Origin of the sequence: Aliirhizobium wenxiniae (genome assembly GCF_014201355.1) — a bacterium.
Taxonomy (GTDB): Bacteria; Pseudomonadota; Alphaproteobacteria; order Rhizobiales; family Rhizobiaceae; genus Neorhizobium; species Neorhizobium wenxiniae.
Window position 1 is genome coordinate 18,073 of the sequence record NZ_JACHEG010000007.1, and the last position, 24,106, is coordinate 42,178.

The 24,106-nt window shown below is 59.3% G+C and carries 23 protein-coding genes; 13 read left to right on the top strand and 10 right to left on the bottom strand.

Going from position 1 to position 24,106, the window contains the following annotated elements:
* Positions 1-21: 21 nt before the first annotated feature.
* Complete coding sequence (locus HNQ72_RS23140; protein ID WP_183995732.1) at positions 22-1,005, bottom strand: glutathione S-transferase family protein; 984 nt, start codon at positions 1,003-1,005, stop codon at positions 22-24.
* A gap of 126 nt (positions 1,006-1,131) precedes the next feature.
* On the opposite strand from HNQ72_RS23140, the gene HNQ72_RS23145 reads away from it, so the two are divergent.
* Complete coding sequence (locus HNQ72_RS23145; protein WP_183995734.1) at positions 1,132-2,064, top strand: LysR family transcriptional regulator; 933 nt, start codon at positions 1,132-1,134, stop codon at positions 2,062-2,064.
* 43 nt (positions 2,065-2,107) lie between these two features.
* On the opposite strand, the gene HNQ72_RS23150 is transcribed toward HNQ72_RS23145, so the two are convergent.
* From HNQ72_RS23150 to repA, 3 genes are all read right to left on the bottom strand, one after another.
* Positions 2,108-2,980: an MBL fold metallo-hydrolase gene (locus tag HNQ72_RS23150; protein ID WP_183995736.1), complete on the bottom strand. Its 873-nt coding sequence runs from the start codon at positions 2,978-2,980 to the stop codon at positions 2,108-2,110.
* Between the two features lie 134 nt (positions 2,981-3,114).
* On the bottom strand, positions 3,115-4,176 hold the full coding sequence (repB, locus tag HNQ72_RS23155; protein WP_183995738.1) for a plasmid partitioning protein RepB: 1,062 nt from the start codon (positions 4,174-4,176) through the stop codon (positions 3,115-3,117).
* A gap of 23 nt (positions 4,177-4,199) precedes the next feature.
* Complete coding sequence (gene repA / locus HNQ72_RS23160; RefSeq protein ID WP_244654516.1) at positions 4,200-5,444, bottom strand: plasmid partitioning protein RepA; 1,245 nt, start codon at positions 5,442-5,444, stop codon at positions 4,200-4,202.
* Positions 5,445-5,743: 299 nt separating this feature from the next.
* Here repA and HNQ72_RS23165 point away from each other — a divergent pair, with 299 nt between their 5' ends.
* The 4 genes from HNQ72_RS23165 to HNQ72_RS23180 all read left to right on the top strand — a co-directional run bounded on the left by HNQ72_RS23165 (position 5,744) and on the right by HNQ72_RS23180 (position 10,113).
* Positions 5,744-6,862, top strand: a complete 1,119-nt coding sequence (locus HNQ72_RS23165; protein ID WP_183995742.1) for an anhydro-N-acetylmuramic acid kinase — start codon at positions 5,744-5,746, stop codon at positions 6,860-6,862.
* A 136-nt stretch (positions 6,863-6,998) separates the two neighbouring features.
* Complete coding sequence (gnd, locus tag HNQ72_RS23170) at positions 6,999-7,997, top strand: phosphogluconate dehydrogenase (NAD(+)-dependent, decarboxylating) (RefSeq protein WP_183995744.1); 999 nt, start codon at positions 6,999-7,001, stop codon at positions 7,995-7,997.
* 65 nt (positions 7,998-8,062) lie between these two features.
* On the top strand, positions 8,063-9,175 hold the full coding sequence (locus HNQ72_RS23175) for a carbohydrate kinase (protein ID WP_183995746.1): 1,113 nt from the start codon (positions 8,063-8,065) through the stop codon (positions 9,173-9,175).
* Between the two features lie 14 nt (positions 9,176-9,189).
* Complete coding sequence (locus HNQ72_RS23180) at positions 9,190-10,113, top strand: pseudouridine-5'-phosphate glycosidase (RefSeq protein ID WP_183995748.1); 924 nt, start codon at positions 9,190-9,192, stop codon at positions 10,111-10,113.
* 24 nt (positions 10,114-10,137) lie between these two features.
* Here the strand turns inward: HNQ72_RS23180 and HNQ72_RS23185 are convergent, their stop codons facing one another.
* Genes HNQ72_RS23185 through HNQ72_RS23195 form a run of 3 tightly spaced genes read right to left on the bottom strand, consistent with a single transcriptional unit; the run spans position 10,138 to position 14,199 of the window.
* On the bottom strand, positions 10,138-11,799 hold the full coding sequence (locus HNQ72_RS23185) for a urocanate hydratase (protein ID WP_183995750.1): 1,662 nt from the start codon (positions 11,797-11,799) through the stop codon (positions 10,138-10,140).
* A 54-nt stretch (positions 11,800-11,853) separates the two neighbouring features.
* Positions 11,854-12,942 carry a DUF917 domain-containing protein gene (locus tag HNQ72_RS23190; protein WP_183995752.1) on the bottom strand — a complete coding sequence of 363 codons (1,089 nt, stop codon included), beginning with the start codon at positions 12,940-12,942 and terminating at the stop codon, positions 11,854-11,856.
* Positions 12,943-12,951: 9 nt separating this feature from the next.
* Positions 12,952-14,199, bottom strand: coding sequence for a Zn-dependent hydrolase (locus HNQ72_RS23195; RefSeq protein WP_183995754.1), 1,248 nt, complete (start codon positions 14,197-14,199; stop codon positions 12,952-12,954).
* A gap of 335 nt (positions 14,200-14,534) precedes the next feature.
* Between HNQ72_RS23195 and HNQ72_RS23200 the strand changes: the two genes are divergently transcribed.
* The 6 genes from HNQ72_RS23200 to HNQ72_RS23225 all read left to right on the top strand — a co-directional run bounded on the left by HNQ72_RS23200 (position 14,535) and on the right by HNQ72_RS23225 (position 19,690).
* Positions 14,535-15,362, top strand: a complete 828-nt coding sequence (locus HNQ72_RS23200) for a transporter substrate-binding domain-containing protein (RefSeq protein WP_183995756.1) — start codon at positions 14,535-14,537, stop codon at positions 15,360-15,362.
* 98 nt (positions 15,363-15,460) lie between these two features.
* The gene (locus tag HNQ72_RS23205; protein ID WP_183995758.1) at positions 15,461-16,102 is read left to right on the top strand and encodes an amino acid ABC transporter permease; all 642 of its coding nucleotides are present in this window, start codon (positions 15,461-15,463) and stop codon (positions 16,100-16,102) included.
* Entirely contained in the window at positions 16,099-16,767 is a 669-nt protein-coding gene (locus HNQ72_RS23210) for an amino acid ABC transporter permease (RefSeq protein ID WP_183995760.1), read from the top strand. Before HNQ72_RS23205 ends, HNQ72_RS23210 begins: the two co-directional genes overlap by 4 nt.
* The gene (locus tag HNQ72_RS23215; RefSeq protein WP_183995762.1) at positions 16,764-17,555 is read left to right on the top strand and encodes an amino acid ABC transporter ATP-binding protein; all 792 of its coding nucleotides are present in this window, start codon (positions 16,764-16,766) and stop codon (positions 17,553-17,555) included. The genes HNQ72_RS23210 and HNQ72_RS23215 overlap by 4 nt, the downstream gene beginning before the upstream one ends.
* Positions 17,552-18,304 (top strand): histidine utilization repressor, encoded by a 753-nt coding sequence (gene hutC, locus HNQ72_RS23220; protein ID WP_183995764.1) that lies wholly within the window; start codon positions 17,552-17,554, stop codon positions 18,302-18,304. Before HNQ72_RS23215 ends, hutC begins: the two co-directional genes overlap by 4 nt.
* Positions 18,305-18,337: 33 nt before the next feature.
* A complete protein-coding gene (locus HNQ72_RS23225) occupies positions 18,338-19,690 on the top strand; it encodes an LLM class flavin-dependent oxidoreductase (RefSeq protein ID WP_183995766.1) in 1,353 nt (450 codons plus the stop codon).
* A 62-nt stretch (positions 19,691-19,752) separates the two neighbouring features.
* Here HNQ72_RS23225 and HNQ72_RS23230 read toward each other — a convergent pair whose 3' ends face one another.
* Positions 19,753-20,145: a DUF1236 domain-containing protein gene (locus tag HNQ72_RS23230; RefSeq protein ID WP_183995768.1), complete on the bottom strand. Its 393-nt coding sequence runs from the start codon at positions 20,143-20,145 to the stop codon at positions 19,753-19,755.
* A gap of 184 nt (positions 20,146-20,329) precedes the next feature.
* Between HNQ72_RS23230 and HNQ72_RS23235 the strand changes: the two genes are divergently transcribed.
* On the top strand, positions 20,330-21,730 hold the full coding sequence (locus HNQ72_RS23235) for a sensor histidine kinase (protein ID WP_244654511.1): 1,401 nt from the start codon (positions 20,330-20,332) through the stop codon (positions 21,728-21,730).
* Positions 21,727-22,395: a response regulator gene (locus tag HNQ72_RS23240; protein WP_183995770.1), complete on the top strand. Its 669-nt coding sequence runs from the start codon at positions 21,727-21,729 to the stop codon at positions 22,393-22,395. The genes HNQ72_RS23235 and HNQ72_RS23240 overlap by 4 nt, the downstream gene beginning before the upstream one ends.
* Before the next feature lie 53 nt (positions 22,396-22,448).
* Here HNQ72_RS23240 and HNQ72_RS23245 read toward each other — a convergent pair whose 3' ends face one another.
* Complete coding sequence (locus HNQ72_RS23245) at positions 22,449-22,904, bottom strand: hypothetical protein (protein ID WP_183995772.1); 456 nt, start codon at positions 22,902-22,904, stop codon at positions 22,449-22,451.
* A 126-nt stretch (positions 22,905-23,030) separates the two neighbouring features.
* Complete coding sequence (locus HNQ72_RS23250; protein ID WP_183995774.1) at positions 23,031-24,104, bottom strand: AI-2E family transporter; 1,074 nt, start codon at positions 24,102-24,104, stop codon at positions 23,031-23,033.
* Positions 24,105-24,106: the final 2 nt, after the last annotated feature.

A 24,106-nucleotide genomic window follows, 5' to 3' on the forward strand; every position in this document is an offset into this window, starting at 1 on the left:
AGAATGTCTTGAGCGGCTTGCCTAGATCGCAGCCGATGGCCCGGAGGTCAGCAGATCCTCGAACTCCAGTGCCGGGCCGACAGGAATGATCCCCGTCGGATTGAGGCTCTCGATCGAATAATAACCACATTTGATGTGATCGATGCTGACCGTCTCCGCGATGCCCGGAACGGACAATATCCGGCGCAGGTAGCGGCTGAGGTTGGAATAATCCGCAATGCGACGGAGATTGCACTTGAACAGGCCATGATAGGCCGCGTCGAAACGCACCAGCGTGACAAAGAGGCGAATATCGGCCTCGGTCAGTTGCTCGCCGACCAGGAAGGTCTTCGTCGCCAGCAGGCTCTCCAATTCGTCGAGCATGCCGAACACGTCATGAAAAGCCTCTTCATAGGCTTGCTGCGTGGTAGCGAACCCCGCGCGATAAACGCCATTGTTGAGGCGCGGATAGATGCGCTCGTTCAGGGCATCTATCTCATGGCGAAGAGCTTGCGGATAAAGATCGACACTCTCGTCTGCCAGAGAACCGAAGCCGCTGTTGAACATGCGCAGAATGTCGGCCGACTCGTTGTTGACGATCGTGCCTGTCTTCTTGTCCCACAGGACGGGAACCGTCGCGCGGCCGGTAATATGCGGATCCACCCGTGTGTAGAGCTCGTGCATGTAACGGGCACCGTTGACCGTGTCCTCCGTAGAGCCAGGATAGGTGCCGAACCGCCAGCCTTCCTTTGTCAAAGCCGGCTCCACCACCGAAACGGAGATGAGGTCATCGAGCTTCTTGAGCTTGCGGCCGATCAACGTTCGCGATGCCCAGGGGCAGATGAGTGCGACATAGAGGTGATAACGGCCCGCTTCGGCGGCGAACCCGCCTGCTCCGGTCGGACCAGCCGATCCATCCGGCGTGATCCAGTTCCGGAAGCTGGACGTCTGGCGTACGAATCCGCCCTTCGCATCCTTGGCCTGTACCGGTTGCCAGTCAGCAGTCCATTTGCCATCTACGAGCACGGTCGTTTCCCAACATAGTTATATTGACGGCGCGAAGCCATCATCGGCCACACTATGCAATCACTCCGGTAACATGATAATCAACTATCTGAGCATTACAGCTCACACCTGTGGAGTGATGTAACTATGCTGGATCGCATCGCCGGAATGGAAGTTTTCGCCAAGGTCGCCGCAATCGGCAGCCTGTCCGGAGCTGCAAGGGCGCTCAACATGTCGCCAACCATGGCCACCAAGCACATGGCAGCGCTGGAAGACCGGCTCGGCGTTAAACTTCTGCATCGCACCACCCGCAAGATAACACTCAACGAAGCCGGGCGGCGCTATCTGGAAAGCGTCGAGCGCATTCTCCTGGAACTCTCGGAAGCCGACGCGACGGCGGCCGCCGAACGTATGGAAGTCGGCGGAACGCTGCGCGTCAATGTTCCGGTTTCCTTCGGCGTTCGGGAAATCGTACCGTTATTGGCGGAACTGGCAGACCTGCATCCGGCATTGAGTGTCGATCTGGGATTGAGCGATCGTACCGTCGATCTCGTCGAAGAGGGCTGGGACGTTGCCATTCGTATCGGCAGGATAGAAGATCAGAGCCTGATCGCGCGCAGGATCGCGCGCTGTCGCATGCTCCTTGCCGCATCTCCCGCCTATCTCGCCAAGCGATCGCCCCCCGCATCGGTGTCGGAACTGGGGTCGCATAATTGCCTCGGCTACACCCTGTCGAGCTCGGTTGGACCCGATCGTTGGCGATTTGGCTTCGATGGTTCGATCATCGTCCCGGTTACGGGAAACCTCCATGCCAATAACGGTGACGCCCTTGTGGCGGCCGCCCTGGCAGGTCAGGGCATGATCTACCAGCCGACCTTTCTGGTCGGCGATGAAATCCGCGCCGGCCGGCTGGTGTCGATCACGCTCGACGAACCTCTGATGGAATTGCCTGGTGTGTTCGCCATCTATGCAAGCAATCGGAGACCGCCGGCAAAGGTACGCGCTTTCATCGATTTCCTGGCCGGAAAATTCGCGCCTGCTCCCCGCTGGGATCGCAATCTCCCAATTTCGGCCGAATAGATCGTAATCCAGCTACAGAATTCGACAGCCGGAAGTCGGTGGCCTACCAGGCGTTGATGGTGAAGGCGTCGATCGGGATTTTCAGATAGCTCGTGCCATTTTCTTCCGGAACCGGCATCCGCCCGGCATTCAGGTTGATCTGCAAGGCATGCAGCATCAGGCGCGGAAATGGCAAGGTCGCATCCCGCCCCTCGCGCAGCCGGATAAATGCCTCCCGCCCTTCACCAACATGCGGGTTTTCCGCCTTCTGCTGGCCAACCGTGCTCTCCCACAGGGCCTCGCGTCCGCCCGGACGGTAGTCGTGCCCGGTGAACAGCCGCGTATCGTCGGGAAGAGCAAGAATCGCGTCGACCGAAGACCAAAGACTTGCGGCACTGCCGCCGGGAAAATCTGCACGGGCACTGCCGCTATCCGGCATGAATAAAGTGTCGTGAATGAAAGCCGCATCGCCGACGACATAGGTCACTGATGCCAGCGTGTGGCCCGGCGAATGGATGACCCTGCAGACCATGTTGCCGATCCGGAAGTTCTCGCCATCGGCGAAAAGCCGATCCCATTGCGATCCATCCGTCTTCATTTCAGGCATGTTGTAGATTTTCTGCCAGAGTTTTTGAATATCGACCACTTTGGCGCCGATCGCGGTCGGAGCGCCTGTCTTTGTCTTCAGATAGGTTGCCGCAGAAAAATGATCCGCATGAGGATGCGTATCCAGAATCCATTTAACCGTAAGCCGCTCATCTTCGACATAGGCAAGGATGGTATCCGCGCTCGATGTCTTTGTGCTTCCCGATTTCTCATCGTAATCGAGCACTGGATCGATGATCGCGCAATCTCTCGTGTCCGGATCGCTCACCACATACTGAATGCTGCCGGTGCGCTCGTCGTAGAAACCTTTGACCAGAGGATTGGCGTTCATGACGTGAGTTCCGGACGGTTGAAAAAATCAGTTACGATATGCGTATTCTTTCGACGACTTTTCCATCCGGAACAAGGCCGGCTTATCTACTCTGCTTCTCGTTTCCACTGTCGTCTGGACGAGCTGTCAGCGCCTCATCCCTTCGATGACTGAGCGGAGACAAACGCGTCATACTGCTGAATGAGGGCCTTCACGGCAGCATCGACAAACCGACGATCGATCCCCGCAGCAAACTCAATCCGGCTTTTCTTGCCATCAGTATGTACCTGCGCGAAAATCTTTCCCTTGTTGTCCTTCAACAGCACAGGCTCTGCAGGCTGGCGTTTTTCTGGCTTGGAGAGATGATTGAAGACGAGCTGGAACCGGTCATCGCTTACGGATGACTGGAACTCGGTGCCGGAAATCTCGGCCATTGCTGAGGCCTGAGCTGTCTTCGAGGTGAGCAGTTCACCAAGCTTCATCCACCGGTCACGGCCAGCCTTCGGAGCTGCGCCGATCGCCCGGATGAGTGCATCCGGCACGGCCTCGACAACCTGTAACAGCCGCGACAATTCGCTTTTCTGAACCGACAGCGCTTCACCGATCACCTTGCGGTCGAAACCGCCGGCGAGAAGGTTTCTGGCAAAAACGGCACGCTCGATGAAGGAGAGATTGCGGCGTTCGGCATTTTCCTTGCCCTGCGCCAAGACCAGTTCGTCGTCAGACAACGACCGAACAATTGCCTTGACCTCGATCCCGAGGCGCGAAGCCGCACGGATGCGTCGATGGCCATAGGCCGTCTGGTATCGGCCCGGCTTTTCCGGATGATTGCGTAACAGCACCGGCACCTGCTGTCCGCTCTCGCGCATGCTGTCGATGAGGGTCGCAAGATCCTCATCATCCTGATCATCCAGTCGCAACCGGTCTTCGACGAAGGAAGAATCGATCTTGTCGGGATGAATTGCGACGACCCGCTCGCCTTCGCTGAGCGCCTGGCGCAGCAAACGTGCCTCTTCGGCCTCCCGGGTCATGGCATTGAGCGAAAGGCCCATCGCCTTTACCGCGCCGGCAGAACTGCGACCTGCCGGAGCTGCAGCGGGAACCGGTACTTCGGTTTCCGGCTTCGGTGCCGATTGCGCCTCGGGCGCTGGTGTAGCGCCGGGCGCAAGACCGCCTCCAAACAGCGCTCTCAGTTCGTTTTTTCGGCTACCCGCCATGATCTGAAACCTTTCCTTCTGTCCTATCGGCCCCAGGCCGCGTGGATCAGAGCCTCCAACTCGCTGTTGACGGCATTCATGGCCTCGACTGCGCGGTCATAGGTCGAGCGCGTGAAGTTCTCGCGTCCGACCTCGTACAATGTCTGCTTCGTCAGGCCGGCGTCGGAAACCGCAGTGGATTTCAACATCGGCGCAGTCAGAACCCGGTCCCCGAACAGCGAGCGCATGAAACCGACGATCTGGGCCTGAGGCCCGTCATTGGGCTCATAACGGGTCACGAGATACCGCAGGAAGTCGAAATTGAGCGTGCCTCCCGCCTCGCGGACCACAGAGAGAAGATCGGATGTCATGAACAGGAACTGGTTCATCGAGGCAACATCCAGCATCTGCGGATGCACCGTCACAACAACCGAGGTCGATGCACAAAGAGCCGACAAAGTCAGGTAACCGAGCTGCGGCGGGCAATCGATGACGACGACGTCGTAATCCTGCTCCACTGTCGCCAATACGGCCTGGATCCGTGCGAAAAACAGCGGTCCGCTATCCTTGCCGCTCTGCCGGTTCGCCAACGCCTGCGGGGTAACATGCTCGAATTCCTGCAACTCGATATTGCCGGGAACGAGGTCGAGGCCCGGAAAATAGGTGCCGCGAATAACCTCCGAGAGCGGGCGTTGCTCGTCATCGTAGCGGATGGCGCCGTAAAGCGTGTCATTGCCGGTCAGGTCGAGTTCCGGCTGATAACCGAACAACGCCGACAATGAAGCCTGCGGGTCGAGATCGATCGCAAGCACCCGGTGTCCCGTCAGGGCCAGATACTGGGCCAGATGCGCGGCAGAAGTGGTCTTGCCTGAGCCACCCTTGAAATTCGTGACCGAGATGACCTGCAGATGCTCGTTCTGCGCCGCATCCCGGCGCGGCAGATAGGATTTCGCCTTGGCGATATTCCCTTTGGCCACCGCCTGCTCTGCAAGATGACTGCGCAAGGCATTGATGTCCGAGAGCGAATAGAACCGGCGTCCACCTATACCGGTCTCGGGCTGTGGCCCTTCTCCGGCTAGGGACAGCTGGCGCAGGTAACCATCGGACACACCGATGAGCTTGGCGGCCTCACCGGAAGAGAAGCTACGCAACGTCTTGCTTGCGAGCGGCGGGAAAAGCCGCTCCCGCATCGCCTTCAGCTGCTCGGAAAGCGCGCGTGCATCGCTTGCGATGGCCTCGTCGGCAAGTTGCCGAGCGCCTGGCACGAAGTCGCCTTTCGAGGCTCGCATTTGTTCAGCCGATCCGGCCATCCCACACTCTCCCTGATGTTTGCCGACGAGATCGGCATTCATCGTTATGATCGACCAGAGAGCAAATTGTCCCGGCAGCCCAATACGCCGCTCTACTCGACTTACACCGAAGACTGGCAGTAACGCCAAGTTTCAGAAAATCCGCAAGAAGCCGTTACAAGGTGCTCGCATCGGTGATTCGCGTCAAGGAATTTCTGCGAGAGGGACAACTGGCCTCTTTTGCCGGAAGAGTGCGTATAGACTGATCTGATTCGGTCAATCATGATTGGAGACAAGCAATGAAGCCTATCTGGGCGGTCGGGCTGATGACCGGAACGGTACTCGACGGCAATATCGATGTCGCGCTTATCAAGACGGACGGAGAAAGCGTCGAAACCTTCGGCGCCTATACGCTTGCGCCCTATTCAGAAGAAACCCGGCTTCTGTTGGAAGAAACCTTGCGGCGGGCGCGAGGCTGGAATTTCGAAGGTCCGGAGCCTCTGATTTTCAAGGATGCGGAAGAAGCGCTGACGCGTGCCCAGTCCAAGGCCGTTCAGGAGCTTGTCAAAAGCGCCGGGCTCACCATCCAGGAAATCGGTGCCGTCGGTTTCCATGGTCAGACCGTGCTGCATCGCGCTCCGACCGAAGAGCGCTTGGGCGATACCCGCCAACTCGGCAACGGCCAGCTGATGGCCGATATTCTCGGAACAAAGGTCGTCTATGATTTCCGCACGGCAGATGTCCGCGCCGGTGGTCAGGGCGCTCCTCTGGCCGCCATCTATCACACTGCCCTGTTGCGTGATGTCGATCGAAGCGGCGACACCGCAATCCTCAATCTCGGCGGTGTCGGCAATATTACATGGTGGGATGGCGAGGATCTGGTGGTCGCCTTCGACACCGGCCCGGCCAATGCACCGCTCAACGATTTCATCAAGGGGCTAGATCTCGGCGAGATGGATCGCGACGGCACGCTCGGCGCGTCGGGCAAGGTGGACGAAGCGCGGCTCGAACGCCTTCTGCAACATCCATACCTGACCGCCGCTTATCCGAAATCTCTCGACCGGTTCGATTTCACCGCCGCAATGGCGGATGGTCTGAACCCTGCCGATGGTGCTGCCACTCTTTCCGCCTTCACCGCATCCGCCGTCGGCAAGGCGCTCGATCTTCTGCCGTACAGGCCCAAGCGCCTGATCGTCAGCGGCGGCGGACGGCGCAATCCCACGATCATGTCGATGATCGAAGAGAGGGCAAAAGTTCAGGCTGTTTCAGCCGATGGTTTCGGCTGGCGCGGTGATGCCGTCGAGGCCGAATGTTTCGCATTCCTTGCCGTGCGAACTTTGCGCGGCCTGCCGATCAGCTTTCCGACGACGACCGGTGTTCCCAATGCTCAGGTGGGCGGCCGGATCGCCAATCCTTGAAAGATCAGACCAGTTTTTCCCATCCTACCGAAAACGTGACCATCGCCAAAAATAAATCGATTTAAATAACTTGAGGCCTGCGACACATAGTCCTAGTTATCCTGACGATTCTAAAACTGCATCGAGAGGCTTACACATGCAGATCGGAATGATGGGACTGGGCCGCATGGGCGGCAACATGGCACGGCGCCTGATGCGTGCGGGCCATGAATGCGTCGCCTACGACGTCAACCCGGCAGCTGTTGAGGCACTTGTCGGCGAAGGCGCCATCGGCATTTCGTCCATCGAACAGTTCCTTGAAAAATTGACACCACCGCGTGCCGTATGGATCATGCTTCCGGCGGCGATCACACCCGGCATCGTCGACAAGCTGGCAGCCTTCATGCAGCCCGGTGACATGATCATCGATGGCGGAAACTCCAACTACCGAGATGCGGTAGACCAGAGCGCCAAGCTTGCTGAAAAAGGCATTTCCTACATCGACGTCGGCACGAGCGGCGGCGTCTGGGGCCTTGAGCGCGGCTTTTGCCTGATGATCGGCGGCCCGGACGAAGCGGTCAAACATCTGGATCCGATCTTCGCGACACTGGCGCCGGGAGCGGATCTCGATCCGTCGCTTCGCCCAGCTGAGCGCGGTTATCTGCATTGCGGCCCGAGCGGCGCCGGCCACTTCGTCAAGATGGTCCATAACGGCATCGAATACGGAATGATGCAGGCCTATGCCGAAGGCTTCAATGTGCTGAAACAGGCAAATGTCGGCCATGCCCATCGCGAGGCGGACGCGGAAACGACACCGCTGCCGGACAAGCAGTATTACCAGTTCGACATGGATATCGAGGCGATCAGCGAAGTCTGGCGCCACGGCAGCGTTATCGGCTCATGGCTGCTCGATTTGACGGCGGACGCCCTGAAGGTCGACCCCTCGCTCAGCAACTTCGGCGGACGCGTTTCGGATTCCGGCGAAGGGCGCTGGACGATGAAGGCCGCGATCGACATGGGCGTGCCGGTGCCGGTTCTCTCTGCAGCCGTATTCAGCCGCTTCGACAGCCAGGGCAATGCCGAATACGCCAACAAGATGCTGTCGCTGATGCGCAAGTCCTTTGGCGGTCACGTTGAAAAGCCGCACGGCAAATAAGACGACAAAACAACTGTTGACACAATAAACAATTGTCTGCATGGGTTTCGCAAGGAGCCCATGCAATGACCCAGCCGCTTGCACCACAGGAAAGCGCCGTTCTGGCCTTGATCCGCGAAAACCCTTTCGTCGGTCAGCAGGAGATTGCCACCGCTCTGGGGCTCGCCCGCTCGACGGTTGCCGCTCATATCGCCCAATTGATGAACAAGGGATATATCCTCGGGCGGGGTTATGTTCTCTCATCCGAGGTCCGCGCGTTCTGCATCGGCGGCGCGGTGCTGGACCGCAAATATCACGCCCGTACCAAGATCGTGCTTGAAACATCCAATCCCGTAGAAAGCACCCGCAGCCTCGGCGGTGTTGCCCGCAATGTGGCCGAGAACCTTGCCCGGCTCGGCTCGGCGACCGGCTTCATATCGATTGTCGGCGATGATGACGGCGGGCAGTCGCTGCTCAAATACATGCGCGAAATCGGGATCGACGTCAGTCAGGCCGTGACGACCAGTGAACGCCCGACCGCCGAATATGCGGCGATTCTCGATGCAGAAGGCGACCTCGTTCTCGGCATTGCCGACATGAACATATTCGACCTGTTTCAGCCGGATCACATCGAGCGCGCCTGGCCTCATCTTGCGGCTTCGAACTGGGTCTTTGCAGACTGCAATCTTCCGGCCGAAGCGCTTTCGGCGCTAATCGATCGTTGCAGAAATGCGTCCTGCCGGCTGGCGATCGATGCCGTATCGACCCACAAGGTCATGCGCCTGCCGAAAGACCTGAACGGGATCGACCTCCTGTTCATGAATATCGACGAGGCGAACGCCATTCTCGGCCAGACAAGCCCGCACACGTCTGAAGGCGCCAAACAGGCCGCATTGGCGCTGCAAAAAGCAGGTGCCGGCATGGCCGTGGTCAGCGCCGGCGCTCAAGGGATGGCGGTTGCCGGAGCGGACACGATAGAATTCATCAATGCCGTGAGGGCTGCCCCCGTCGACATGACCGGCGCAGGCGATGCGATGATCGCCGCGACCCTTCACCGGCTGCTCGAAGGCGACGAGATTTTCGATGCGGCCCGCACCGGCGCGCTTGCCGCCACACTCACCACCGAATGTAATGCCAGCGTGCACCCCGACCTGTCTGCCGAGCTCATCGAAGCCAATCGGCACAGGCTGACGAACTGAAAGGACAAGACGACATGCAACTGATGAAGCCTAAGCTCAACAAGGAAGTCGCCGACGCGATTGCGAAGGGCGGACCGGTCGTGGCGCTCGAATCCACCATCATAACCCATGGCATGCCCTATCCCGCCAATCTCGAAACCGCCAAGGCGGTCGAGGATGTCGTGCGTGCAAACGGCGCCGTCCCGGCAACGATCGCTGTCATCGATGGCGAGCTGCGCGCCGGCATCGACGCCGATGAACTCGAAAAGCTCGCGCAGGCCAAGGATGTCGTGAAGGCCTCCGGCCGAGACCTCGCAGTTGCCATGGTGCGCAAGCAGACGGCCGGCACGACCGTTTCCGCAACGATGCTTTTGGCTGATCTCGCCGGCATCGAGATTTTCGCCACTGGCGGCGTCGGCGGTGTTCACCGCGGTGCCGAGCAGACCTTTGACATTTCCGCCGACCTGACCGAGCTCGGCCGCACGAAAACCGCCGTTGTCTGCGCCGGCGTCAAGTCCATCCTCGATATCGCCAAGACGCTCGAATATCTGGAAACCCAGCGCGTTCCCGTCATCGCCTACGGAACAGACGAATTCCCGGCCTTCTTCACGCGCAAGAGCGGTTACAAGGCCGATCACAAGCTGGACAGCGCCGCCGAGATTGCCAAGGCCATGTGGCTGCATCACCAGCTCGGGACCGGCACAGGTCTTCTGATCGCAAACCCGATCCCGGAAGCTGCGGCTCTGACGCCGAAATTCATCGATGGCACGATTGCCGACGCGGTTCGCGAAGCCGATGAACGCGGTATCGGCCGCAAGGAACTGACGCCCTTCCTGCTTGCGCGCATCAACGAGCTCTCCAAGGGCGAAAGCCTGAAGGCGAATATCGAGCTGGTGAAGAACAATGCGACGCTGGCCGCCAAGATGGCTGTCGCCTATTCGGCCTTCAAGAAAGGCTGACCGCCCAAGAGATACGGCTGGGTCTCAACCCAGCCGTATGTGAGGGACCTTTCCCCGCTCGGCGGCCTCGACCGCATCTTCATAACCCGCATCGGCATAACGGATGATGCCGAGCGATGTGTCATTGGTGATCGCCATGTCGAGCCGCTCGGCTGCGGCTTCCGTACCGTCGGCCACGATTGTCACCCCGGCGCTGGTCATATAGCCGGCATAACCGCCGCCTCCCGAATGAATGACGACGAGATCGGCCATGGACGAACAAAGCGCCATGGCGTTGATCAGCGGCCAGTCGGCAATCGCATCCGAGCCATCCTTCATGTTTTCGGTCATGATATTCGGATGCGCCATCGCTCCGGCATCGAGATGGTCACGCGAGAAGGCAATAGGCCCCCTGAGCTCGCCATTTGCCACCAGTTCGTTGACAGCAAGCGCCAATTTCGTGCGTTCGCCATGGCCAAGCCAGGCAATCCGTGCCGGAAGCCCCTCAAACGGAACGTTCTCCCGCGCCAGCCGGATCCAGTTCGTGACGATATGATTGTTCGGGAAAAGCTCAAGAACGAGATCGTCGATACGACCGATATCGCTTTCCTCACCGGATAACGCCATCCAGCGGAAGGGGCCGATCGCACGGCAGAAAAGCGGCCTTAGATAGGCTTCGGTAAAGATCGGGATGTCGAATGCATTTTCGACCCCACCCTCCCTGGCCTGGGTGCGGATGAGATTGCCATTGTCGAAAACCTCGGCTCCCCTCTCTTGCAGGGTCAGCATGGCGCGGACATGATCGGCGATCGAGGCGCGGCTCGCCGCCATCAACTGCCCCTGCCCTTCCTTTCGAAGCCGCCGTACTTCCTCAAGGCTCATGCCTTTCGGGACATAGCCATAAACCAGATCATGCGCCGAGGTCTGGTCGGACACGACGTCCGGCACGATGCCGCGCTTGACGATCTGCGGATAGATATCGGCGGCGTTGCCGACGAGGCCGATCGACACCGCCCGCTTCTCTTTCACTGCCTCATCGATCATCGCAAGCGCGGTGTCGAGATCGGGCGCGACCTCATCGAGGAAACCGATCGCCTTGCGTTTGGCCACGCGTTCGGGATCGATATCGACGACAAGGATCGCCGCCCCCGCCATGCGGCCGGCAAGCGGCTGCGCACCACCCATTCCACCGAGCCCCGCAGTCAGCACGAACCGGCCGGCAAGCGTGCCGCCGAAACGCTTTTCGGCAATCCGCATGAAGATCTCGTAGGTCCCCTGGATCACGCCTTGGCTGCCGATATACTGCCAGGCCCCTGCCGTCAGCCCACCCCAGCAGATCAGTCCCTTTTCCTGCAATTGGTAGAAATATTCCGCCTTCGCCCACTGGCCGACAATATTGCAGTTCGCCATGATCACCAGCGGCGCCTTGGAATGGGTCTTCAGCAACCCGACCGGTTTGCCGGACTGGATGATCAGTGTCTGGTCTTCATCCATCTCCTTCAATGCCCTGACAATCGCATCATGCGCCGCCCAGTTGCGCGCGGCCTTACCCAGCGCCGCATAAACGATGAGATTATCGGGATCTTCGCCGACCGAGAGAACGTTTTCGAGAAGTCTCAGCAACGCCTCCTGCCGCCAGCCTTTGGTCCGCAACTCCGGCCCTCCGGGGATCGGGAATTTAGGATGGCGCGGATTGGGCTTCGGCATGCTGTTCTCCTGATCGCTCTGCTGTTCAGCTCTGCCCCTCATCCGCCTGCCGGCTCACCCCAGTGCGTAATCGGCAATGCTGATCCCGAGCGCCTTCTCGACGATCGGGTAGACCGAGGGATCCTTGACGCTCGACGACAGCGGAATGATCGTCTTCGGCACATGCAGAAGAAATACAGGCATGCCGATCTGCAGCTGCCCGACGCTCATCGGCTCGCCCTCCGGAGACAGCGTCGAAATGATGTCGGGAAAGGTCGCGAGCCGGTTTCCACCGGCATCATCCACCGCCATGTATTCGTTCATTACATGCAGCGTCACTGCCCTGTCGCCGCGACCGACCGTGATCGTGCCGACATCGAATGCTTCCTTCGTATAGACGACCGATTTTGCGCTGATCTCGCCCTCTGCGATGATCGAGCCCCCGGTCGTCTTGACGATCGCGTCGATGATCGCATGCCCTCCTCTGGCATCCGCCTCGATGATCGCTTCCCCGAGTTTCAGCGTGAGACTGATGCCACCGAGCGCCGCATTCCGGCGAACATAGGAGGCCCGTAGCGGATTGCGGCAGGAGGCAATGAAGCCGCCCGACATGTCGGAAGCCGTGCGCAGCACCGGCGAGACCTTGGCGGTCGCACCACGAATAACCAGCTCGATGTAGCGGTTCTCGGCACGATTGCCGCCGACAGCCGTCTGGATCATCTCGTCCGGCGAATTGGCCATGCCGATCGAGCCCATGTCGCCGGTCGGATGGGCACGCACATCGCCGACAGCATCCAGCACCTTGGTGCCGAGAATGGCGGAAGGCAGCCAGCCGTTCAGCGTCGAGGACTTGCCGTTCTGGCCGATCATCAGGGCCGAAACCTTCTCGCCCAGCGCATCCTGCAGAAGCTGCACCGCCTTGACGTAGTCGACGCCCTGCATTTCCCATGCGGTTGTGGAAGCCGGAGCGCCGATCGCAGCCGCAGTCGCGACCCAGTCGTCATCCCGCAACTCGTCGATCGTGATCAGCTCCGGCCTGCCGATCGAGACCGCCGCATAACCCAGCATGCGGCCATGATCAGACCAGCCACCGCCACCGGCCGCATAAACGGAACCTCCGCGAACGGCGGCTTCGACATCCTTCTCCGTCAGTATGCGCCCCATGCAATCTCCCTATCTTTTATCCAGATCCAGAACTGCCTCGTATAAAACAGCGGCCCCGAGCGTTATCGCGTCATTCTCAGACCATTCTTCCGCCGCATGGCTGCGCCCGTCCTTGCTGGCGATGAAGATCATCGCAGCCGGCGCCACCTTGGAAAGGAAGGCGGCGTCATGGCCGGCACCGGAAACCATCGGCCTGCTGGTGGCGCCGATACGAGCCGCACTCGATGCCAATATTTCCGTCACCATCCCGGACATAGGCGTCGGTGCCGCATTGGAAACCCTGCGGGGCTCAGCAATCGTGACCTTCCGTTTTGCAGCGGTCTGCACACAAAGCGCAGACAAGGCCGCAACGAATTCATCCATGAGAGCAGGATCGACCGCCCGGGCGTCGATCAGCATGCGAACATGGGACGGAATGACATTCGCGGCATTCGGCTCCATCGAAAACTCACCGACAGTGCCCGCGAAATAGCTGGATCCGAGAGCGAGTTCCTTGGCGATACGCTCGATGCCGAGCACAAGGCAGGATGCGGCCCCCAAGGCGTCGTAACGCGCATTCATCGGTGTCGTGCCGGCATGGTCGGCACGACCTTCGACCAGGATCTCGAAGCGGGAAATGCCGGTGATCGCCCCGACGATGCCGATATCGATACCTTCCCGCTCGAGCACGGTGCCTTGTTCGATATGCAATTCCAGAAAGGCCTTGATGTCATCGCGGCCACCGGTCTGTATCGGATCGCCGCCAACCTCGCGGATGCCTTCGGCAAGATCGACACGTTTTCCTTCGATATCGGCAGTCCGCTCAAGCCATTCGCTTGGCCGAACACCGGTCATGCCCCGGCTGCCGATGCAAGATACGCCGAAAATCGACACTTCTTCCGCAAGAAAATCGACGATTTCCAGATCATGCTCCAGCTCGATGCCGGCGTCATCCAGCGCGCGCGCCACTTCGAGAGCAGCGATCACACCAGCGATCCCATCGAAACGACCGCCATTCGGCACTGTGTCCGTATGTGACCCGAGCATCAGCGTACCACCACCCGTTTTTCCACGGCGTAGGCCGATCAGGTTACCGGCAGCATCAATGCGCGTTTCAAGGCCCGCCTCTCGAAAGACCTTTTCCACATAGGCACGTCCCCTGAGGAACATCGGTGTGAATGCACGGCGCGTCCAAGGCCGGTCGAGTTCGGTGATATTGGCCAGAGCATCGATATCCGCCGCGATACGGCCGGCATTGACGACGAGATTGGAAGTCATATGGCATGATCCTGAAATGAAATGCTGGCAGTAGATCGGGCGAAGTATTCGCGCCGGCTCGACACCTGGCTTCGCCCTTTCCTCGATGAGTATCCAGAGAAGATAGGTTCACGAAACCTGGCAAGGCAAGCTGATTTGATCGGAAATCGGCCTACCGATCGCGGCAATCATCGGCCCGACGCGACACGCGGGAAAGCCCGATTGAAGCCGTTGACGGCTCAGAAAACATCGGTCATTTGTATAGGCAATAATACGAACAGCGGAAAATTCGCTGTCACACGGTGGGAACAGCCGAACTGCGGTCCTTAAGGTAGAACAACGCGGAGAAATCACCAATGCTCAAAAGACAACTGATGAAGGCTGTCGCCGCCGGCGCCCTTCTGCTTGCCACATCTTTCTCGGCCCACGCGGAAGACGTGCTGGCCAAGGCCAAGGCTGCAGGCGTGCTGAAAGTCGGCACGGAAACGGCTTTCGCCCCCTTCGACTTCATCGATGCCGGCGAACACAAGGGCCTGAACGTCGATTTCTTCGAGGCGCTCGGCAAGGATCTTGGCGTCAAGATCGAATGGGTAGAACTGCCCTGGGATAGCGTTCTGCCAAGCCTTGAAGCAGGCAAGTTCGATGTCGTTGCCGGCCCGGCAACCATCACCAAGGCCCGTATCGCGCGTTATCGCATGAGTGCCCCGGTCGCAGAAGCTTCCGTCGCCATCCTGAAAAAGGCCGGTGACACCTCGATCACCAAGCCGGCCGACATTGCAGGCAAGGCCGTCGGCGTCGGCAAGGCAACCGCACAGCTGGCACAGCTGCAGGAATATTCCGCGACGCTTCCGGAAAAGGTCAACGTCCGCGAATACGTCTCATTCAACGATGCTTACGCCGACCTCGCAACCGGCCGCGTTGTCGCCGTCGCGAACTCCCTTCCGAACATCGCCTTCGTCGCCAAGCAGCGCAACGGCGCATTCGAAGTCGTGACGCCTGCCTTCGGCAAGAAGACCTATTTCGGCTTCATCGGCACCAAGGACGACGATCACAAGTCGCTGCTCGATTATATCGACAACGAAATCATCGCGATGAAGAAGGACGGACGTCTGGGCAAGCTGCAGGAAAAGTGGTTCGGCACGACGTTCGACACGCCGGACTCGGTGCCTGATCCGGCATTCTGAGCTTCAGTCGATAGGGGGATGTGCCTTGCGCATCTCCCATCACTCGTTCCTTCCGTTTCGCCCTGCGCTCTGCGCCCGCGACCAACGAAGCGTAACCGATGACACCGAAACTTTTCACGCTGCTCCTGGAGGCGGCTCTCTCGACCCTTGGCATCAGTCTGATCTCTATTGCGATCGGGTTCGTGATCGCCATGCTGCTTTCTGCCGCGATGCTGACGGGCAAGTCGATCTATGTTCTGCCGGCAAGGCTGTTCATCAGCTTTTTCCGCGGCGTGCCACTGCTGGTCCAGCTTCTGCTTATCTATACGCTGTTGCCGGTGATCGGCATCAACGTTCCAGGCATCGTTGCCGCGATCGTCGGTCTGTCACTCTGCACGGCTGCCTATCAGGCTGAAAACCTGCGTGGCGGATTTGCCAGTGTCCCGCCTGGGCTGATTGAAGCCGCCGATGTAGCAGGCTTTACCGGTGCTCAGACATTCATCCGCATCCGAGCGCCGATCGCGCTTAGGCTCACTTTTCCTGCGTTGGTAAATGAGGCGATCATGATCCTCAAATCCTCATCGCTCGTCTCGGTGGTGGGGATCATCGAAATCACCAAGATGGCGCAGGATCTTGCCTCCAGCACCTATCAGCCGATCCCGATCTTCGCGTCCGCAGCGCTCATCTATTTCATCATCAACTCCGCAATCGCGCTTCTTGGGCGCTATGCCGAACGATCCCTGAAGGGAGCCTCGGCATGATGTTCGATCCGCAAGTCATTATCGAAAAACTGCCGGAAATCGGCAGCGGGTTGTTCGTTACCCTGTGGCTATGGATCGCTGGCGTTCTCGGCGGCGTCATTGCTGGTTTCATCGTCGCCACGGCGCGGCGCTTCGGAGGCAAGATCGTCAATGTGGTGCTAGGCGCCATCGTCGAAGTGCTGCGTGGCACGCCGTTCCTGATCCAGATTTTTCTGCTTTATTATGGCGGCCCGTTCGTCGGCCTGATGCTCGATCCCATCCCCTGCGGATTGATCGGGCTTACCGTCTATAGCGCCGCCTATTACAGCGAAGTCTTCCGCGCCGGTTACGCATCGGTGCCGGTCGGCCATGTCGAAGCCGCCGCCTGCCTCGGCATGACGCGGTTCCAGACGATCAGCCGTATCCAAGTGCCGGAAATGGCGCTGATCGTCCTGCCGCCCGCGATCAATCTCGCAGTCATCCTGCTCAAGGAATCCGCCGTGTTGTCGATCATCACCGTGCCGGAACTGACCGCCACCGTCAGCGCCATCGGCTCGCAGCAATACGCATTCCTCGAAGCGATCTTCATCCTGGCGATCGTCTACTGGATCATCGTTGAACTCACAGACCGGCTTGGCCGCATGGCCGAGAACCGTCTCTCCCGACTGAGGTTTTCGAAAGCATGAGTGTACCCGCCATCGCCATCCGCAAACTCGTCAAGCGGTTCGGAGAATCCACAGTGCTGCAGGACATCGAGCTGGAAATTCCGGAAGGCAAGGTCTCCTGCCTGATCGGCCCTTCGGGTTCCGGCAAGAGCACATTGCTGCGCTGCCTCGCCTTTCTGGAAGAACCTACCAGCGGCATGATCACCATCAACGGGGAGGCATTGGGCTTTTTCGAAGACGCCAACGGCCGCCGCGAACGTCTGCCGGCCAACCAGATCCGCGCGGTGCGCACAAAGACCGGCATGGTCTTCCAGCAGTTCAATCTCTGGCCGCACATGACGGCACTCGGCAATGTCAGCGAGGCCCTGAAGCTCGTCCGCAAGGTACCGAAAGCCGAGGCGGAAGAACGCGCCATGGTGCAGTTGCGCAAGGTCGGTCTGGAAAATCGCGCGGGGCATTACCCCTCACAGCTATCCGGCGGCCAGCAGCAACGCGTGGCGATTGCCCGGGCGCTCGCGCTCGAACCGAAAATCATGCTGTTCGATGAGCCGACATCTGCGCTCGATCCGGAATTGACCGGCGAAGTCCTGAATGTCATGCGGGATCTGGCGAGCGAGGGCATGACGATGGTGGTCGTCACCCACGAAATCGGCTTTGCCGCGAGCGTCGGCCAGCAGATCAGCTTTCTCGATCACGGACGGCTATTGTTCTCAGGGCCGCCGGCGGAAATCTTTGCCAAGCCGCGCCACCCACGCCTGGAGCAATTTCTCGACACCTATCTCGATCGCGGCGCCAGCATGCTCGCATGATTGACGCGGATATTACTGCCGACACTATTTCCGAGACGCCGCTTTCGCTTCATCAGCGAATACTTCTCGATATCGAGCAGAATATCCTGACCGGCCGCTGGCAACCCGGCTTCAAGATCGCATCGGAACAGCAACTGGCCTTGGAATACGGCTGTTCGCGCATGACCGTGAATAAGGTCGTGACTCAGCTGGCACGCGCCGGGCTGATACAGCGGAGGCGCAAGGTCGGCAGTGTCGTTCTCCCCCAGAAGGCGCAAAGTGCAATTCTCGAAATCTACGACATTCGCGAAGAGGTGAAGGCAACAGGTGAAATCTATACCCACCGGATTTTGAGCCGCACGGTAAGGACAGCCAACAGTGAAGAGGCCGAGCGCCTCGACATCCCGCGCAAGAGAGCGATCGCCGATATTACCTGCCTTCACTATGCGGGCGAACACCCCTTCTGCCTCGAGCAGCGTCTGATCAATCTGGAAGTCGTGCCGGATGCCAGGGGAGAAACATTCGAAACCCTGTCTCCCGGTCCCTGGCTTCTCGATCATGTGCCATGGAGCGCCGCCGAGCACCGGATTGCAGCCCGTGGCGCCGGCCCCGCGGAAGCTGCTCATCTGACGATCCCCATCGGTAGCCCCGTCATGGTTGTCGAGCGTCAGACATGGCGGCTCGATCAGTCGGTGACGGCTGTTCGGCTGACCTATCCCGGCAAAAGCCACACTCTCACCGCCCGCTTCACCCCATCTCAGGCGGGCTGAAACACGAAGACTATCAAGAGGAGTCGAGGAACCATGGCCCGCGAAGACAAGCTGAAACTTGGAACCTTTGTCTATACGTTTGGCTTCAACCCGGCGAGCTGGCTGCATCCGGCAGCCGACGTCAATGGTGCGAACAGGATCGAGCACCTGCTCAATGTCGCCCGTATTTCGGAACAGGCCAAGCTCGACTTCATGTTCGTGGCAGATTCGCCGGCGGCTGCGATCGGCGATCCGGAAGCTCTCTCCCGCTCACCGACAAAGATGAACCGGTTCGAGCCCCTGACGCTGATCACTGCCCTTGCAGCCATGACGGAGAAGCTCGGTTTCGTGGCAACAGCCTCGACCAGCTATTACGAGCCTTACAACATCGCTCGCATATTCTCGTCCATCGATCATTTGAGCGGCGGCCGGGCATGCTGGAACGTCGTCACCTCCGACCACGACGAGACCGGCTACAACTTCAATCGCGAGGGGCTCGATCCGCATGCGATCCGCTATGAACGCGGTGAAGAATTCGTCGATGTCGTTTTCGGCCTGTGGGACAGTTTCGAGCCAGACGCGCTGCTGCTCGATCGCGAGAATGGCGTCTATTACGACAAGGACAAGCTGCATACGCTGAACCACAAGGGCAAGCATTTCCAGGTCCGCGGACCGTTGAACATTGCCTCAACCCCGCAAGGGCGTCCGGTCATCGCCCAGGCCGGCGGCTCCGAAGCGGGCATGGAGCTCGCCGCCCGAACTTCCGAAATCGTCTTCAGCCTTGCCTCCAGCATCGAGCGCAACGGTGCATTCTACCGCAATGTCAAAGGCCGCATGGCAAAGTATGGCCGCATCGAGGACGACCTGAAGATGATGCCGGGCATTGTCGTCAATGTCGGCGAGACGAAAGCGGAAGCCCAGGCCAAGGTCGATTTCCTGATCGACAACCTTCACCCCGATGTCGGCCGCTGGATGCTGGGCGAATTTCTGGAAACTGATCTTTCCGGCGCTGAACTCGACAAGCCCTTCCCCATGGAACGCCTGCCGCAGCAGCCGAAGGGCTCGAAGGCGTTGTTCGAGGAACTGACCGACTTCATCAAGCAGGGCCACACACTTCGCCACCTGATCCACCACTATGCGGAAAAGAGCACCGGCAACGGCATTACCGGCACTCCGAAGGAAATCGCCGATTTCATGGAAGAGTGGTTCGAGGCGCGCGCGGCCGATGGTTTCATCCTGATGTTCCCGACCCTGCCGGCAAGCCTGACCGACTTTACCGAACTCGTTTTGCCGGAACTCCGCCGTCGCGGGCTTTTCCGTGAAGAGTACGAGGGCTCAACACTTCGCGAGAATCTCGGTCTTTCAATGCCCGCCAATCGCTACGCTGCGGCCCGCCAGAAGGGTTGAGGCAAGTCATGAGAAAAGGCGCCCGCGATGTCACGAGCGCCTTTTTGATCTTCGACTTAATATCAGTTGAGAATGCGAACGACCGTGTGTGTCTGCGGATCAACGATAACGCGTTGCTGGTTGACCACCGCATAGGCATAGGTCGGATCTTCCGGCACGGGCGTCAACACCACCTGCTGCGGGATGGGGCGGCCGACGACCACCTGTTCCTGGACGACGACCGACTGTGCCGGCATCGGCTGGGTCTCTACGTAATGCACGACGCGTTCCGGCGGCGGGTCGATTGCCGTGCCGGCTGCAGCGCCAACGATGCCGCCAACCGCAGCGCCGACCGGGCCGCCGACGATTGCGCCAGTGACGGCACCACCGACGGCACCATTTACAGTGCTCTGCTGGGCCAGCGCGCCGGTGGCGAAGGCTGCGATGGCAGCGGATACCAGAATCATCTTTTTCATCACAGAACTCCTTGCTTGCGATGGCAGGAAAACGTGAAGCATGCTGAGCCGTTCCCCATCCGGGACCTTTGCGTTTGAGGATGCGACTTTGGTCCCGCCGGACAAATTAGTGGTGATGCGACCCCATTGACGCCATGAAGCCGAGCCTTAATTATCTTCTTCTGATGCACCCACCGAGGCTTTCGTGCGCCTACCCAACGTTATTGCTTTTTGGACCGGACAGTCGCTCGCCCGCCAGTTTCTGCTCGCCGGCGGGTTAATTTCGATCATCGCGACATTGATCGTGGGTACTTTCGTTGCCAGCCTGATTGAAGAGGCCGTAACGAGGAACTCCGCCGCATCGACAGCTCTTTACGTCGACAGCATAATCGCTCCGATCTTGCCGGACATGACGACCACGGAAAAGCTCGACGAGTCGATAGAACGCGTGCTCGACGAGACGCTGTCGCAGGGAGCGCTTGGTCAACGCCTCATTTCCTTCCGCCTCTGGCGCAAGGACGGCACGATTCTGTACGCCAATGACAAGACGCTGATGGGGAAGAGACTTGCTCCAAGCGAAGACCTGAAAGCGGCCTTTTCCGGTAAGATGGTGTCAGAATTTAACCGGATTGATCCGGAAGAGGCGGAAGCCCTCGGTAACCAGACACAGCCGCTTCTGGAAATCTATAATCCCGTGCTGCAGCCATGGTCAGGCGAGGTCGTGGCGGTATCGGAATTCTATGAAGTGGCGACCGATTTCGAGCGAAGCCTCCAGAGCGCAAGACTACGTGCCTGGCTGGCGGTCATTGCGGTGATCGCGGCAATCTTCTCGCTGCTGTCGCTGATCGTTTTTCGCGGCAGCCGGCTCATCGAGCTGCAGCGCGGCCTTCTCAATGCCCGGGTCGGTGAGCTTTCGCATCTTCTCAAGCAGAACCGGGAACTGCATTCGCGCGTTCAGAAGGCAAGCCAGCAAACGACCGCCATCAACGAACGTTTTCTAAGGCGGCTGGGAGCCGATCTCCACGACGGGCCGGCGCAGCTTATTGCCTATGCATCCCTGCGGATAGACAGCCCCGCCATTCTCGGCGCCCAGGCACTTCGCGAAGCGCGCGAGGCGGAGGTCACCTCGATCAAGAAGAGCCTGCAGGAAGCGATGCGGGAAATCCGCAGCATTTGCCACGATCTCATCCTTCCGGAGATCGAGGCTGCGAACTTCCAGGATGCGATCCTGCAGGCCGTTCAGCGCCACCGGGAAAGGACCGGCGTTCCGATTGCCCTTACAATGGCCGCAGTCGAGTGGCAGCCAAGCCCTGCGGAAAAAATCTGCGTCTACCGCTTTGTTCAGGAGACGCTTAATAATGGCTGGCGGCATGCGGGAGGATTGGGCCAGAAAGTGCTGCAACGTTTGGAAGAGGATTGCGTTGTGGTGGATGTCATCGACACCGGCCCCGGTTTCGATCCGACACAGATCAAGCCGACGAGCCTTGGCATCGCCGGTCTGAGGGAACGGATCGAGAGCCTCGGAGGGCGCTTCGAGATCGTTTCGAATAGCAGCGGTACGACAGTGACGATGACTTTGAAGATTTGCGAAACGGAGAAAACTTGATGACGGATCTGCGGGTTGCCGTATGCGACGATCACCCTCTTTTCAGGGAAGGCGTTGCGCGCACATTGACCGAACTCGGCTTCGACATCGTGGCTGAGGGGGGAAGCCGCGACGATGCAATCGAAATCGCCCAGCGGCACCAGCCCGACATTCTGCTGATGGATATCTCGATGCCGGGTGGCGGCCTTGGTGCAATCGGCCCCATCCTTGCCGAGCGGCCCGACCAGAACATCGTGATGCTGACGGTATCGGAAACCAGCGATGATATTCGCCAGGCGCTGCAGGACGGCGCGAAGGGTTATGTCCTCAAAGGGATCGGATCAGGCTCACTTGCGGAAATCCTCCGCTCGGTCGCCGCCGGTGAAGGATATGTGGCGCCGGCGCTTTCCGCCAAACTCCTGGCAGAGCCGCCGGCATCAGCCATCGAGGACAGCCTCTCCGTCGCCATGCGCGACCTGACGACACGCGAACGCGAGGTCTTGGGTCTTGCAGCAGAAGGTCTGAGCAACAAGGCGATCGCCATCGAGCTCGACCTGCACGAGAAGACGGTCAAGCATCACATGACGCGCATCTTCGCCAAGCTGAACGTGACCAACAGAACCGCCGCGGCAATCGCCTGGAATGATGCGGCACGGGAAATCTCCGGGCGTACGCTGTACTCGTAGCAGCGAAACCAGCAACATGGCGGGCCGTCCGGAAATGATGGCTCGCAAATCACTCACTTTATCAATGAACGCAATCTGTCGAGATCGGATTTGGTGGCGGCGCGATTGACGATCGTCCTGCCGCTTCGATCGCGCATGACATAACGGCCTCGATCATTCACCTCTTCGGCAATACCGCTACCGTGCCTCACCCTGATGCCACGATTGTCGACATTGACGGCGTCTTTTTGAGAGAGGCTATCCGTTGTTCTCGCCTCCACCGCAGTATCAGTGCTGCGACCGCGATTGCCGCGGCCGCGATTACCCTCGCGGCTTTCCGCCCCACCGCTCCTGCCGGAATTTCCGGAATTGCCGCCGCCTCCTCCTCCGTTGCCACCACCCTGTCCGCCATTGCCCTGTCCGCCATTGCGCGCCATCGCGGACTTCGCGCCAAACGACACCAGGCCCGGGATAAAGGCGAGCATCAGGCCTGAAATGATCTGTCGGCGGGAGCGAATGGCAACCTCCATCGGACAAGCGTCAGTAATTGAACCCTACTATCATTCAACATTTGCGCCCAGCCATAGTTCCGCCATGGGACCTTTGCGAATGCCCGAATTGGACCATGGTCCAACCATGTTTACAGATATTGTGTTTCAATCAACAGCATTCCCGCCGCCGCCCCGCTCCTTTTCAAAAAGCGACCATGCCGCAATGAAGAGCGCTGCAATCAGCGGGCCAATGACAAAACCGTTGACGCCGAAAAGAGAAATCCCGCCAACGGTCGAGATCAGCACGACATAGTCAGGAAGCTTCGTTTCCTTGCCGACCAGCGGTGGCCGGAGAATATTGTCGATGAGGCCGATCACGAACACACCGACTGCAACGATGACAGCAGCCTTCAAAACCTCACCCGTGACGGCAAGATAGATCGCCGTCGGCACCCAGACGAGGGCAGCGCCCACCGCGGGCACCAGTGACAAGATGACCATCAGGACGCCCCAGAGAAGTGCCGGCTGCACGCCCAGCAACCAAAAGGTAACGCCTCCGATGACGCCTTGAATGATGGCGATGATGATATTGCCGCGAACCGTCGCTCGCACGACCGAGGCAAATTTTGCCATGAACTGAGTCGTGTGCTCATCGCTCAGAGGCGCCGCGCTTCGGATTGCGGCCGCCAGCGAGCGTCCATCACGAAAAAGGAAGAAAAGCAGATAGAGCATCAGACCAAAGGCAATGAAAAACTCTGCAGTGCTCTGGCCAAAATTCAATGCGCGCCCCGCAAAGAAGCTTCCGCCTTGCATCAGCGACGACGAAAAGCGATCGCGCAGGGCGGCGAAGCCGCCGGTCTCTATGGTCTGCAGCCAGTCCTGCATGAAGGCGGGAAGAGCCGTTACTACCTCGTTGAGCATCCGGTTAAGATCGATCTGTCCGCTCGAGATTCTCTGATAGAGACCGGTCCCCTCCTGAATGAGCGAAGCCAGGATGGCCATACCCGGCAGGATCACGAGGCAGAGGCAAATCAGCACGGAGAGAACGGCAGCACTATTACGCCGCCCGCCAAGCGCTTCTTCCAGCTTGGCATAGAGCGGGAAGAAGATGATGGCGAAGACTACCGCCCAGAAAACCGCTGAATAAAACGGGATGAGGATTGCGATGAATGCCAGCGTCACGAACACAAGCAGAATATAAAAACTGACACGCTGAACCACGAATATCCCATCCTGCATCT